Origin of the sequence: Paenibacillus sp. JZ16 (genome assembly GCF_015326965.1) — a bacterium.
GTDB lineage: Bacteria > Bacillota > Bacilli > Paenibacillales > Paenibacillaceae > Paenibacillus_AQ.
Window position 1 is genome coordinate 2,874,321 of record NZ_CP017659.1, and the last position, 14,234, is coordinate 2,888,554.

General features: G+C 53.8%; 13 protein-coding genes. All 13 read right to left on the reverse strand.

The annotated features are described in order from the left end of the window. Positions 1-9: 9 nt before the first annotated feature. Positions 10-1,326, reverse strand: a complete 1,317-nt coding sequence (locus BJP58_RS12965; protein WP_194544251.1) for a 6-phospho-beta-glucosidase — start codon at positions 1,324-1,326, stop codon at positions 10-12. After that, positions 1,311-2,303: an N-acetylglucosamine kinase gene (locus BJP58_RS12970; protein WP_194544252.1), complete on the reverse strand. Its 993-nt coding sequence runs from the start codon at positions 2,301-2,303 to the stop codon at positions 1,311-1,313. The genes BJP58_RS12965 and BJP58_RS12970 overlap by 16 nt, the downstream gene beginning before the upstream one ends. 104 nt (positions 2,304-2,407) lie before the next feature. Beyond that, positions 2,408-4,075: an extracellular solute-binding protein gene (locus tag BJP58_RS12975; RefSeq protein ID WP_194544253.1), complete on the reverse strand. Its 1,668-nt coding sequence runs from the start codon at positions 4,073-4,075 to the stop codon at positions 2,408-2,410. 73 nt (positions 4,076-4,148) lie between these two features. Next, positions 4,149-5,042: a carbohydrate ABC transporter permease gene (locus BJP58_RS12980; protein ID WP_194544254.1), complete on the reverse strand. Its 894-nt coding sequence runs from the start codon at positions 5,040-5,042 to the stop codon at positions 4,149-4,151. A gap of 22 nt (positions 5,043-5,064) precedes the next feature. Then, positions 5,065-6,024, reverse strand: a complete 960-nt coding sequence (locus BJP58_RS12985) for an ABC transporter permease (protein ID WP_374198183.1) — start codon at positions 6,022-6,024, stop codon at positions 5,065-5,067. 128 nt (positions 6,025-6,152) lie between these two features. Continuing rightward, entirely contained in the window at positions 6,153-7,031 is an 879-nt protein-coding gene (locus BJP58_RS12990) for an AraC family transcriptional regulator (RefSeq protein ID WP_194544255.1), read from the reverse strand. Positions 7,032-7,254: 223 nt separating this feature from the next. Then, the gene (bglS, locus tag BJP58_RS12995; RefSeq protein ID WP_194544256.1) at positions 7,255-8,025 is read right to left on the reverse strand and encodes a beta-glucanase; all 771 of its coding nucleotides are present in this window, start codon (positions 8,023-8,025) and stop codon (positions 7,255-7,257) included. Positions 8,026-8,310: 285 nt separating this feature from the next. Next, positions 8,311-9,159, reverse strand: coding sequence for an AraC family transcriptional regulator (locus BJP58_RS13000; RefSeq protein ID WP_233355137.1), 849 nt, complete (start codon positions 9,157-9,159; stop codon positions 8,311-8,313). 203 nt (positions 9,160-9,362) lie between these two features. After that, positions 9,363-10,205 carry a sulfurtransferase gene (locus tag BJP58_RS13005; protein WP_194544258.1) on the reverse strand — a complete coding sequence of 281 codons (843 nt, stop codon included), beginning with the start codon at positions 10,203-10,205 and terminating at the stop codon, positions 9,363-9,365. Positions 10,206-10,241: 36 nt separating this feature from the next. Continuing rightward, positions 10,242-11,015 (reverse strand): ABC transporter ATP-binding protein, encoded by a 774-nt coding sequence (locus tag BJP58_RS13010; protein WP_194544259.1) that lies wholly within the window; start codon positions 11,013-11,015, stop codon positions 10,242-10,244. Between the two features lie 21 nt (positions 11,016-11,036). Next, positions 11,037-12,050 (reverse strand): ABC transporter substrate-binding protein, encoded by a 1,014-nt coding sequence (locus BJP58_RS13015; protein WP_194544260.1) that lies wholly within the window; start codon positions 12,048-12,050, stop codon positions 11,037-11,039. Between the two features lie 40 nt (positions 12,051-12,090). Then, on the reverse strand, positions 12,091-12,867 hold the full coding sequence (locus tag BJP58_RS13020; RefSeq protein ID WP_194544261.1) for an ABC transporter permease: 777 nt from the start codon (positions 12,865-12,867) through the stop codon (positions 12,091-12,093). A 5-nt stretch (positions 12,868-12,872) separates the two neighbouring features. Continuing rightward, positions 12,873-14,213 (reverse strand): LLM class flavin-dependent oxidoreductase, encoded by a 1,341-nt coding sequence (locus tag BJP58_RS13025; protein WP_194544262.1) that lies wholly within the window; start codon positions 14,211-14,213, stop codon positions 12,873-12,875. Positions 14,214-14,234 lie beyond the last annotated feature (21 nt).

Sequence of the window (14,234 nt, forward strand, 5' to 3'; positions counted from 1 at the left end):
AGTCACCGCTTACCGAACTTCTTGCTCCTGAAAAAATCGCGGCAGATACGAACGGTTCCGCTCCAGCATCTCATCCAGCATCGCTTCCGCGGCACCAACGGAATCGATGAGCGGATGAACGCTAAGCGCGAGCAGCGCTTTCTCTCTGCTTCCCGTTACTGCCGCCTCGATAGCCAAACTTTCGTAGGTTTTCACGGCTTGGATCAGGCCCACCGCCGCAGCCGGTACTCGCTCGACCGGCACCGGAACCGCACCGTTCTTCGTCACGACGCAGTTCACCTCGATACTGGCATCCGCCGGCAGGAAGTCCAGCGTCTCGCCGTTCATGACATTCAGCGTCTGAATCTCACCGCTATCCGTATGAATAGCCTTCATCAGATTGACGGCCGCCTCGGAGTAATAAGCACCGCCGCGCTGCTCAAGCTGCTTCGGCTTTTCCGCGAGCCCCGGCTGCTCGTAAATCTCGAACAGCTCTTCCTCAAGACGCTGGACCGTCTCGGCTCTTGTCTCCCCTCTTACCGCGGCAGCCTGCTGCTCCTCCAGCATCTCGCGATGGAGGTAATAATATTTTAAATAATAGGACGGAATCGCACTCATCGCCCGAATCAGCGTATCATTCCAGGCCAACTGAGGCACGTTGCCGGCAGAATAGCTCCCGCCTGCAGCCAGTAGCTCCTCCAGCTTCGACTTCCCGTCAACCTCAATTCGGCTGATCCAGTGCAGATGATTCAATCCGGCAAACTCGCAGTAGATGCGCTGCGCCGGCACCTCGTAAAGCCCGGACAGCCATTTGTAAGCGGCGATGGGGGAGTTGCACAAACCGATGGAGCGGATGCCGGAGTGCTTCATGATGGCTTCCGTTACCATCCCGGCGGGATTGGTGAAATTCAACAACCAGGCGTCAGGACATAATGCCTCCATGTCCTTGCATATATCCAGAAGAACCGGTATCGTACGCAGAGCCTTCATCATGCCGCCGGCTCCGGTCGTCTCCTGCCCGAGCATTCCGTATTTCAAGGGAATCGTTTCGTCCCAGCCTCTGGCCTCCAGCAGCCCGACTCGCATCTGAGTCGATACATAATGGGCATTCTTCAGACCTTCCTTACGGTCCAAGGTTAGCGTAATACGAATCGGCAATCCGCTTCGCTCAATCATTCGCTGGGCTAGGCCGCCTACAATTTCGAGCTTACGGCGGCCTTCCGGGATATCCACGAGGACGATATCCGTCACCGGAAACGACGCATAATGGCGGATGAAACCTTCAATCAGCTCTGGGGTATACGAGGATCCACCACCGATAACAGCAACCTTCAATCCAGTGCCCATTCCACATTCCTCTCCTTCACGGCAAGCTCTTGCTGCAATTGTTCATACACGGCAGTGCCCGGAACGACGCCGCTATCATCCATTGCGAGCAGGACGGCACCTGCTGCCGGCTCAAGGTCCAGAATGCGCAGCCGGCCATTCGGGGCTGCCGCAAGAACCTGAGACTCGATATACGGAACGACATATTCCCTTTCTCCCCTGGTCAGGACGCTGCCTGCCAGCACGACGTCGAAGGCGTCATTGCCCATGTTAAGCTTATGAATAACCGCGCTGGCGACCTTCCCCAGCTCCATCCCTTGTCTCTCCAATATCTTTCTTGCAGCCTCATCCACGGGTGCAGCTTGAAACAGCAGCTTCGCCAAAGTATGCGGCGCCCTTCTGCCCTCGTCCAAAAATCGGTGAAACATCTCCTCCACGCTGCTGAATCTAAGCGCATCCAGCGTGAGCGGCGTCAAAGAAGTCGGCTTCTCACGGCCTTCCCAGGAACGAACGACCGTCCGAAACACCTCGACGGCAAGGTCAGCGCCTCCACCGAAATCGCCGAACGCATAACCGAATCCTCCGATCTGAACCTCCTCGCCTGCCGCGTTGACGCCGTAACCGTTCGTTCCGCTGCCGCATATTAGGACAACGCCGTCCCTCTGTCTTGTGCCGGCTCGCATGGCAATGACGGTATCACATGCGATATGGTGTTTCTTGAAGCCCATGGCGCCGATCATGGGCCGCAAGATGCGGAAATCCGCCTCGCGGTCGGCTCCTGCGAGCCCGAAAGACGCACAGGTGATATTTTCTCGTTGTAGTCCCGCCTGCCCAAGCGCTTCTTCCACGGCCTGCCTGATGCTGGATTCCGCAAGCGCTGCCCCAAGCTGATGGTTGCCGCAGCCGCCCATTCCCTTTCCTGCGATTCGTCCCGTCTCGTCCGCCACGACGGCCAGCGTTTTGCTTCCTCCGCCATCGACTCCCAAGTAGTAATTCAAGTATGATCTCTCCTATGATGCCCGGCTCATGAAGCCGTCCTGCCCAAGGAATGCCAGCGGATATTCCGCAAGCCCCTGAAAGAACGACGGCTTCGCCGTGACGTTTATTTCGATGCTTCCAGCTTCTGCTTATTCTCCTGCCATTTTGCCGTTTTGTACTTCAACAGCTTGTCATAACCCGCTTTTTGCGCATCCGCCTCTGCCTTATCCAGAAGCGAGAGCACTTCCTGATCTGAGGAGGCCGAGCTGATCGCCTTGGCTCTAACCTGCTCATAAATTTCGAACACGCGCTGTGCAATAATGCCTTCCTCCGAATCGCCTGCCGGATCGAGATTAACGTACTCCGTCGTGTTCATCTGCGTCTTCCAGGTAATCTCCGATTGCCAATACGTTTCGAAGTTCCGCTTCTCCGGCGGGAGCGTGGATTCGAATTTCATCTTGGAATTGTCGACATACACCGTGTTGCCGTTCCACTGGAAGTTGACCGTGGCGTTCATCAGCTCATCGCGTCCCTTCGCATCGCTGGTGAATTTATCGGTGAACAGCGGCATGTCCTCTTCGTCCGTCCCGTCCCAGTACAAACCTTCAGGTCCCCACATGATCGTCCGCTGGCCCTCGGGACCGGTAAACCAATCCAGGAACGCGAAAATAGCTTCCGGATCTTTTGCCGCTTGCGTAATGACGCTGACGTTCCAGCCAAGCTGTTTGTAGTCGCCCGGGAAAATTTTGTTGCGATCCAATCCTTCCTTGTGGACCGGCCATATCATGATGTAACCAGCATCGGGGTCTTGTGCCTTCAGTAGATTGTTGCCCTTGGAACCGAACTCGGTAGGGCTGGATGCCACATATACTGCCACATTGCCGCTCAGAATCTTCTGTTCAACTTGCTCCAGCTTCTGTGTGAAGGCATCCTGCGTAATGAGTTTCTCGCGGTACAATCGGCTCATATATTGAAGCAGCTCGCGATAAACGGGATCCGTGAACAGCGACACGAGTTGATCCCCTTGGGGTACGGCAATCATACTGTTGAACGTATACGGGCGATTCTCGGCAAAAGCCGACACCATGATGTCCACGCCCGCTGCCGATTGGCCTACCTCCAACGGAACGACATTCGGATACTTTGCCTTCACTTGCTTCAGATAGGCGTACAGATCATCCGGCGTTTCCAGTTTTGGCGATCCGAGCTCCTCATAAATCTTTTTATTGACGAGATAGCCGGCATTGCCGTTCGGCTGCGTCGTATACCAGTTCGGGAATTGATACAGCTTGCCGTCCGGCGAGCGAAGCAAATCGAGCGTGGACTCCCCGGCCCATTTTTTCAAATTCGGGTATTTATCCAGATAATCGTCGAACGGCACCAGCATGCCCTCGGCACGAAGCCTCTCAACCTCCGCACCCCGCTCCATCCATATGACATCCGGCAGCTCCCCGGACACGATCATCGTACTAAGCTTGTTCTTGGCAACGCCGCCGGAGCTGACCGGGACCACGTTGACCTTCTTGTTCTCCTGGATCCACTTGGTTGCCGGATCCGCACCCCAATCCGGCATGGTATACCAGTCATAGTGGCCGTAGAACGAAAATTCCAGCGGGTTCTCTCCCAGCGCAAAGATATCCTCTCCGGCTGGCTTCTCCTTGTTTTGCGAGCCTGGGCTCTCCTTCTCCGGGCTTGCTGAGTTACCTCCTGAACCCGAACATCCCGTTAAAGCCATAACGATGACAAGCGTGACTGACCATGCAGATAGAAGCCTTTTTCCCCTTTTTTTCATTCCAAGTGCTCCCTTCATGATTCATCTATGGTCAAAGCTGCCGCTTCAAACCCTTGGCAAGGTTGCTGGTGAATTACTCCTTCAAAGAACCGATTAACACACCCTTCACAAAATACTTCTGAACGAATGGATATACGCACAGGATCGGGACGGTTGCCACCATCATGGTCGCCATGGACAAGGACTTGGTCGTTACGGCCTTCATCGCGCTCATCCGGCCCTGCGCCGCCGCATCCATGTTCTGCATTTGTTCCATCATGATATTGGCATTGAGGATCTGCTGAAGCTTCGTCTGTATCGGCAGCAGATCCGCGTTGGATATGTAAATGCTTGGCGCAAACCAATCATTCCAATGATATACGGCCGTGAACAACGACAGCGTCGCAATGACCGGTCCCGATAGCGGAAGCACGATTCGGAAGAATACGCCCCAGTTCGAGGAACCGTCGATATGGGCCGACTCCTCAAGGCCGGGCGGGATGCCCTTAAAGAACGTCCGGAATATGATCATATTCCACACGCTGATGATACCTGGAATGACCATAACCCAGAACGTGTTCATCAGGCCCAGCTCCCGAATAAGCAAATAATTCGGAATGAGTCCGCCGCTGAAGTACATCGTTACGATGCAAGTGACCATATAAAAATTTCGGCCCATCAACTCGCGCTTGGATATGCCATAAGCGAATATGGCGGTTGCTACAATGGATAGAAGCGTACCGATGACCGTGCGGAGCACCGAGATGACGAACCCGTCAATGAGGCGCTCGTCCTTGAACACGACGCGGTAATTCTCCAGCGTAAATTCGCGTGGCCAGAACGTAATGCCGCCCCTCATCGTGTCAGTCCCCGAGTTGAACGAGATGATGGCCGCGTTCCAGAATGGGTACAGCGCGATAAATGCCAGCAATGCCAAAGAACCGTAGATGAACCCAACGAATACCCGGTCTCCGTTTGACAGCCTCATAAACATCTCTCCCCTTTCTTCCCTACCATAGGCTGTTCCCCGATCGTCGGGCCCAGTAGTTGGCTCCGGCCAATAACAAGACGCTGATGATTGCCTTAAATAGACCTGCCGCTGTAGCGTAGGAGAATCGGCTGTTCTGAATGCCAATCCGGTAGACGTACGTGTCCAGCACGTCGCTGACATCCCGCAATACCGGATTGCCGGCCAGCAGCAAAATGTCCTCAAAACCGGCATTCAGGAAATTGCCGATCGCCAAAATCGAGAACACAACGATAATCGGCATGATGGACGGAATCGTGATGGAGATGATCTGCTTCAGACGGCTCGCACCGTCAATGGAAGCCGCTTCATACAGCTGGGGATTGATGCCAGCAATGGCCGCCAAATACACAATGGAGGAAAAACCGATCTCCTTCCACACATTCGTTACCGTCAGGATGCTCCAGAAATACTTCGGCTCCGATAGAAAATTGATCGGTTCATCGATCAGGCTCAGCTTCTGCAGCAGAATGTTCAGACTGCCGTTGTCCGTGGACAGAATGGAAATCGCGAAGCCCGAGACGATGACCCACGACAAGAAGTGAGGCAGATAGCTGATGGTCTGGACGATTCTTTTGAAGGAATGCCTCCCTACTTCATTCAGCATCAACGCAAGCAGGATCGGTGCAGGAAACCCGATGCACAGCTTCAGCAGGCTGATGACCAGAGTGTTCCGCATAATGGTCCAGAACTCCGGAGCCCCAAAGAACATCTCAAAATGCTTGAAGCCGACCCACGGGCTGTTCAGAAACCCCTTGAACAAACTGTAGTCCTGGAACGCCATGAGCACGCCGTACATGGGAATGTAGCTGAAAACCAGAATGAACATCATGGCCGGAAGCACCATCAGCTGTATATCCCATTGCTTCAGAAAGCGGCGCAAGCGGCCTTTCTTCACATGCGTCTCCGCCCTGCTGTCGATCCCGATTTGCGGCACTGGCATCTCCCCCTTTAATATTTTGTGTTAGGTTTATTGACATATTCTTGAGATGCTTGCCACTTTATTGTATCGCCTGACCAGGCTCATTTCTCTGCTAAAACAAGCAAAAACCAGCACTATTTCACTGGTTTTTAGGAATGTTGCTTTTGTGAAGCCTTCGGCGTCATGCCGATGTGCTTTTTGAACAGCCGATTAAAGTTGGTCAGCGTACGGAAGCCGCATTCCAGGGCGACGTCCATCACTTTCATATGTCCTCCTTCCAGCATCGTGACCGCCTGCTCCAGCCGAATGTGGATCAGGTACAAGAGCGGCGGCATCCCGACCGCACGCTTGAATATTTCGCTGAACCTGGAAGGACTGAGATAGACCAGGGAAGCCAATTCCTCCAGCGTCCAGGGGTGGGCAAAATTTTGCTCCATCACCATGATGACTTGACGCATTTTCTCCAGCTGCCGTTCGCTGATGCTGGGTTCGCTCCCGCCCTCCCCTTCGATCCGGCACTCCCGGTTTACGGTAGCCAGGAACTGAAGCAGAAGCGAGTATACTATCGTAGCGTAAGACCGCTGTTCCCCCACATGCTCCTTCTGCAGCTCAAACAGCAGCGAACGCAGCTTATCCATCGCCGGGTGGTCGCGGGGGATCAGGTTCATGTAATGCTTGCCCATCTCGCGGAACGGGCTGAACAGCTCCGGATCGAACCGGAGGTTATGGATAAACCAAGTCGAATCGAATGAAATGACGGTCATGACAAGATCCTTCGTCTCGTAAGCGCAATGAAGATCATTCGAGTTGATGAGCAGTACATCCCCTTGCTGGAATTCGAATTTTTGCCCATTGATGATGTAGTAACCCGTACCGGATTTAATGTAATTTATCTCCAGCACATTGTGCCAATGAAGCTTTTGATAGGGGCTGGTCACGCCAATCGTATCGGCGACAAAAACCGGATAATTCTTGGCTAATATTACTTTTTCCTTCGGTATCGCTTCTTCCCGCATGATCGATGGCATGATAAATCCCTCCATAACCGATATTTTTTTGTAAGCGTTGCATCCATACATTTCTTGTGAAAGACTCTATCATCTATGTTCCATAGTTGTAAATAAAAAGCTGCCCCAAATGTCATTTCTGACCTGGGGCAGCTTGTTGGTGCGATGATTCCAGAACAATAAGCGGATGCTGATCAAGGAAACTTCAACATACCTGATCAAAACCTGCTGAATACCCGATAAACTAGTTGGCCGGCGTGAATTTGATCCAGTCATAGTACGCACGGACCGGCGAACCCGGGTAATTGAACTTCCCGGTCCATATCTCGGCCGGTCCCGATCCCGACCATAGGTTAACCATGATATGGCCCGGGCTAGTCGGAAGCGCCCCGCGTGAGCCATTCTCCGTGTGGACCAGTTGGCCGTCTACATACCACTTGATGGATGATGGCGACCATTCGAACGCATAGTTATGGAAATCGAGCGACGCATCAAACCCTAAATTGATGATGGTGCTGTGCTGACCTACCCCATTGGTAAAATAATTTGTTTCCATCTTCGTGGTGTCTTTCCCCAGGATTTCAATATCAATTTCGTCATTGGACGTGCCTGTGGCTTGACCGGAATACGTAAAAAGGCTCGTAACCAAGCCCGTTCCCTTGGCCGCTTTGATCCGCGCTTCAACACGGCCGTAACCGTACTTTAGATGTGTCGCATATTCACCGGAAGCATAGGATTTGCCCGAGCAGCTCGCAGGACATCCCGCATTGTCCAGTCGTAAAGCCATAATTCCGTTTGAGAACTCCTGGTTTGCCGCCTTCCAGCCCACCCCGAAATCCGGCCCATTCCCCCATCCATCGGAAGTATAGAACAGATTAGGGTTCGTGCCATTCAGCGGCTCATTAAATGCAACGTCGGCAGCCGACGCTTGAATCGGTACCAACAATCCGCACAACAAGCTGCCAGCCATAAGTACAGTCGTCATTTTCTTTCTGAACACACTTAGCTTTTTCATGAACAACACCTCTTTCTTGAAATGTAGAGTGAATGCAAGCAAGAACATCCGTGCTTCCGTAATCTCTGATCTCTTTAAGACCTCCCTCCATCAAATGGATGTAATAACCACCGGGAATGGTGGATCCATTCTATCGTACACACAAATATTTTGGAAATCTCAGCCATTTTAAGGATAAAACGACACTATTTAACGGCACTTGCTGCCTTTCCAAGCGAAAAGACTGCAGCAGGTTTTGCTTCTCCCTGTTACAGTCTTGTTATGCATATCCTCTCCTATGTACTACTAAATTGGAACCGGCACATGCTGCTGCCGATACGAGGTAGGCGACACGTGGTGATATTTAGCGAATGCTCTCGAGAACGTGTGGAGGTTGGAGTATCCCAGCGAAAAAGCCGCCTCCGTGACGGATACATCGGTTTCAGTCAGCAGCACCGCTGCACGCTCCATCCGCAGCTTCATGAGATAATGGCTTGGACTGATGCCGTACACTCGAATGAATTCACAGTACAGATGCGTCCGGTGTACGCCGGCATGCTCGACCACATCCGTAACGGTGATCCCCTCCATGTAATGGGAATCCATATAATGGACGCTTTGCTCAAGCCAGTTCGATTTACTCCCTTTTTGGACCGCGGCACCCGCCAGCAGCTCAAACAGCCGGTATAACCATTTCTGTCGTGCAAACTCGTTTCCGATGGTATCGTTGTTAACACACCTATTCATTTGATCGAGCACCGTCTGCAGCTCACCCTTCATCACGTTCTGCACATAAGGCTTGCTTGGATGCAGCCCAATCCGGCTCAAAGCCATGTCGGTCAATCCTCCATCCAACACGACCCACTGCATGCGCAGCGTCGGTTCGAGATGGCCGTTCGGCTCCCAGTAGCTGTACCTCGTATGAGGAAACAGGCAAAAGACATCCCCTGCCGACAGCGTAACCTCCTCGTCCCCGTAAGCCAGTGAAACCATTCCGTTCAGAACAAAATGCAGCGCATAATTTTCGGATACTTTGGGGCCTACGAAATAGTGGGGTTTGACCCGGCTCCGGCCCGTACGCAGAATCCAGATTCCACCCCTTTTTTCCATATCCGAAGGTATGGAGTACTTCATATCGGCATATTCGAAGACCATTTCCTTCACACGAAATCCCTCCCGCCTCAAATAAAATGCTTCCAGCCAAATGCCAAATGCGGAGCATGATACTCCTGCCTTCACGGCATAAAAACAACAAAGAGGCACGGCTTCATTGCCATGCCTCCAGTGATCTGGTCGACAAACCTTCCATATGTTATCTATTTTGATATGCCCCCGCGTCAGACGCAGGCTCTCCCGCTTTACACGTTCCCAATGGCCACCGGATGATCCTTATAGCTGATCCAGTCGCTCCAGCTGCCCGCATACAGCTTCACCTTGCGGTATCCCGCTTCTTGCAAAGCCAGCACATTCGGGCACGCGGACAGCCCGGAGCCGCAATACACAATCACTTCATGATCTGGAGCTATTCCTGCAAAACGCTCAAGCTGCCGCTCTGCACTCTTCAGTGTTCCGTCTTCATCTATACCGTCCTTCCAATAGGCGTGCACCGCCCCCGGAATATGTCCGGCTACCGGATCCAGCGGCGCCGTTTCTCCCGTGAACTGCTTCCAATCCCTTGAATCGAGCAGGGTCACGCCGGCTGCGCCAAGCTTCGCCCTCACCTCGTTCACATCAGCCAGCCAATCCTTCTGCACGCTTGACTGGAAAGAACGCGGCGTCACTTCGATTTTCCCCGAGATGAGCGGATACCCGGCTGACTTCCAGCCTGCGAAACCTCCATCCAATATATATGCCGATTCATGGCCCAGGTATTTCAAAATCCACCATAACCGCGCCCCCTCCGAGCGGAGGTCATCATCATAGACAACGACAGGCGTACTTGCATCGATTCCGAGATTGCCGAGTCGCCTGGCCAGCTCCTCCGGATGCGGCAGCGGACTCCGCCCGCCATGCTCGCCTGGAGGATCCGTCAGATCCTTTTTCAAATCGATGAATACAGCCCCGGGCACATGTTCACGCTGATAAGCCTCGAGCCCGTATCCCTCATTGCCCGGGCTGAATCGGACATCCGCGATAACCAGCTGATCCGGGTTAAACTCCAGCTGCTCCAGCACCCATTCCTTGCTTACGAGATTTGACAATAAATCCACGTCCCTTCTGATTTCCAGCAGCTGTTGTTAAATCGTAAATTCCAAATCCTCTTCTGTCTTCACGTCATAGATTGCAGAGTAGATGTCGTTCTGAATCTTCAGGAGACCGACATCCTCCCGCTTGCGCGGACGCTCTTGGGGAACGTCGAAAATGTGGTGGATGCGCCCGGGACGCGGGGAAAGCAGGACGACCCTGTCCGCCAGAAAGACGGCTTCGGATACGTCATGGGTCACAAACACCACCGTCTTCTTCTCCTCCTGCCATATGCGGAGCAGATCCTGCTGGAGCTGAAGCCGGGTCAAATGGTCCACCGCTCCGAACGGCTCGTCCATCAGGAGGATGTTGGGGCTGCTTACAAGCGCCCTAGCGATCCCTGCCCGCTGCCGCATGCCTCCCGACAGATGGTGGGGATATTTGGAACCGAATCCCTGCAGACCGACCATGTTCAGATATTTGTCAACGAGCGTTTGCCGCTCCGCTTTTTTCATGCCGGCGAGCTCCAGCCCAAGGCCGACATTCTGCGAGATGGTACGCCACGGATACAGGGATGCATCCTGGAATACGACCCCTGAGCTCCGCGTGGGTCCTTGAACCTTCGCGCCATCCAGCAAAATTTCGCCTTCCGTCGGAAGCTGCAGCCCCGCCAGCAGCTCGAGAAGGGTGCTTTTCCCGCAGCCGCTCGGCCCGAGAATGCACAGGAATTCGCCATCCCGGACCTGCAAGTTTATATGTTGAAGCGAGATCGTAGGAAGATCGCCGTCATAGACCTTCGAGACATTTTCTACCGTAAATCCCGACATAGGAACGCCTCCTGCCACACTTTATTTTTTCGGAATAAACCTCAGGTCCAGAATGTCCTCCACCTTGTAAATCTCATCCTGGAAGCCTAACTCCTTCTGAATCTGCTGGGTATCGTTCAGCGCGTTGATGTCCACGTCCGGGTTGTTCTCCCACAGCACCTCTTCACGTTCCAGCGCCAGATCCAGCACCTCGGGATCAATCTCGATATGGTTCAGATAGTACGCCTTATACTTGTCCGGATGGCTCTTCGCATATTCCTGCGATTTGAAATAAGCCCTCAGCAGCTTCTCGACCAATTCCGGTTTCTCGTTCAATATGCCGTCACGCGCCGCCAGCACCCCGGTGTGGAAGGTCGGCAGGTAATCCCAACCTGTAGCGATAATATGGCCTTTTCCCTGCTTCTCCGCGAGAGAAGCAAACGGCTCATGGATGATGGTGGCGTCTACCTGTCCGGTTTCCAAACTCGCATAAGCCGCCTGATGCGTGCTGTTAGCAATGAAGGTTACATCCTCCGGCTTCAAGCCATGCTCCTTCAGAATGACTCGTGTATACACCTCCAGTCCGCTGCCAAACACGGCGATGCCCACCTTCTTGCCCTTCAGGTCTTCCACCGTCTTGATCTCCGGCGAGGCAATCAGGTAGAACGGGCCTTTGGTCCGGAACATGGAGGAGACGATTTTGACGGGAGCGCCCTTGCCCGCTGCCACAATCGCTGTCGTCGTGGCTACGTCAGCCACGTCAATGTCCTTGCTGGTCAGACCGGCTATCGGGTCCTTGGTGGTAATAAACTCGACGTCGAGTCCTTCCTCCTCAAAGAATCCCTTCTCCGCCCCGAAGGACACCGCCAATCCGCTGACGCCGCTAAGCGGCGCGTAACGGATCTTCTCCAGCTTGGTTCCCGCAGCGCTTTCTCCGGCCTCTGTGGGGGTTGCTCCCTTGCCGCTATCCGTGCCGCTTGCGCAGCCGGCCGTTATGACGATTAACCATAACGCCGCAAGCGCTATGATGTATGGACGTATTTTCCTTCTGTTCATATGAATCTCTCCCCTTGTATGTGACGCTCTTTCTGATGGATTATGATGATTTCCATTTCAAAAACACATTGCGTTCCAACAAATCGATCAATGAAATAATAAGTACGGATACGACGGTAACCAGTGCTACAATGGCAAAGGCCTGCGCGGTATTATACAGCGATGTCGCCTTCACGAGTATATTGCCAAGGCCATCCTTCGACGCCAGCATCTCCCCGAACAGAGCCCCAACCAGTCCGGTTGCAGCCGATAAACGAAGACCCGCAAAAATAGTCGGCGCAGCCGATGGCAAAATCACCTTCATGATGGTCTGATTCCGCGTGGCTTCGAACACTTGGGCGACCTTCAGGTGATTATCCGCCGTCTGTTTGATCCCGGTCATCGTATTGACCGTGATCGTAAAGAAACAGAACAGGAACACAATCGATATTTTATGCGTAACCCCGATCCCGAGCCAGAGCGCAAGCAGCGGCACGATCGTAACCTTCGGAATCGCCATCAGCGCCGAAAGATACGGCCGGAAGAATTGCTCCGCCCAAGGGATCAGCACCAGAGCCATGCCGACGGCCAAACCGCCAAGGGCAGCAATGCCGTAGCCCGTAACGAATTCGGCCAGCGTGACGTACAGGTGCTTCCAAATCTCCCCGTCACCGAACAGTTTGAACAGCTCACGGAATACCTGCGATGGCGCAGGCAGATACAGGCTGCTGACGATCTCCGTGCGAACCAGGAGCTCGCAAATCCCCAATATGATCAGCAGCAAAGCCGCCTGCCCCGCCCAGATGCCGCGGTATTTCCTGGCATGCCTCGTTCCCATCAGGCTCACCCCTTCGCAATCAGATCGTATCGGTTCCCCGGGCGGCTTAGTCCCAAGTGCTCCCGGAAGGTGCTGCCTTCATATTCGTTGCGGAATAAGCCACGACGCTGAAGCTCAGGAACCACCAGCTCCAGGAACAGATCCAGTCCACCCGGCATATAAGGCGGGCACACATTGAATCCATCGGCCGCTTCATCCCGGAACCATTCCTCGATGATATCCGCCACCTGGTGTGCACTGCCGACAACTAGCAAATGCCCGCGGACCGTGACGGTAAAGAGATAGAACAGATCCCTGATCGTAATATCCGCGCGCCCGTTGGCCGCTCTGGCCAAGTCGGCCCAGTGCAAGGCCGTTTCCGAAGCCGATACATCCGGCAGAGGATCGTCCAGTGAGAATCCTCTTAGATCGATCCCGATCTTATCCGACAGCGGACCCAGATCGTAATCGGTCACAACCAGTTCATTCAGCTCCGCATATTTGGCCCGTGCTTCTTCCTCCGTCCGGCCCACGATCGGAACCAGCCCCGGCAGGACTTTCAAATCCGAAGCTGCCCTTCCATACTCCGGCAGTCGGCCTTTCACATCCTTGTAAAATTTGACGGCTACTTCCTTTACATTCGTTCCCGTGAAGACCATGTCGGAATACTTGGCCGCCAGCATTTGGCTGCGCAGGGAGGTTCCAGCCGTGATCAACGGAAGCTGCCCCTGTATCGGGCGCAGAATGTTCAGCGGACCCGCAACGGAGAAGTGCTCGCCGACATGATCCAGAGCATGCACCTTGCTCCCGTCGGCGAACACGCCGCTTGCTTTATCCCGCGGTAGGGAGTCGTCCTCCCAGGTGTCCCACAGCCCGCTGACGATTTCGATGAATTCCTCGGCGTAGTCGTACCGCTTGGCGTTATCCCAATGCTTCTCCCGGCTGAAATTCAGCGCTGCCCGCGGATCGGAGCCCGTCACGACATTCCATGAGGCACGGCCCTGGCTAAGATGATCCAGCGATGCCGTGAAGCGTGCGATGTTGTAAGGCTCGGCATAGGTGGTGTTCACCGTGCCGATCAAACCGATTTTTTCCGTTGCCGCCGCCAGATAGGACAGCATCGTAAACGGCTCCAGCCGCGTCATTTGCGAAGGGAATAAATGCTGCATGTCCGCGCTCGTGGCCAATCGGTCCCCCAGGAAGAAGAAATCGAACTTGGCCTTTTCAAGCTTCCGGGCGACTTCCTTCAGGAACTGGGGATCGTAAGCCCCGTCCGTTTTGCCTTCAGGCAGTCTCCAGCCCGCGGGATGATAGCCTGTCCCGAATAAAAACAATCCAAGATGCAATTGACGACGTTTTGAACTCATCGTTGTGTCACCTTCCTGATC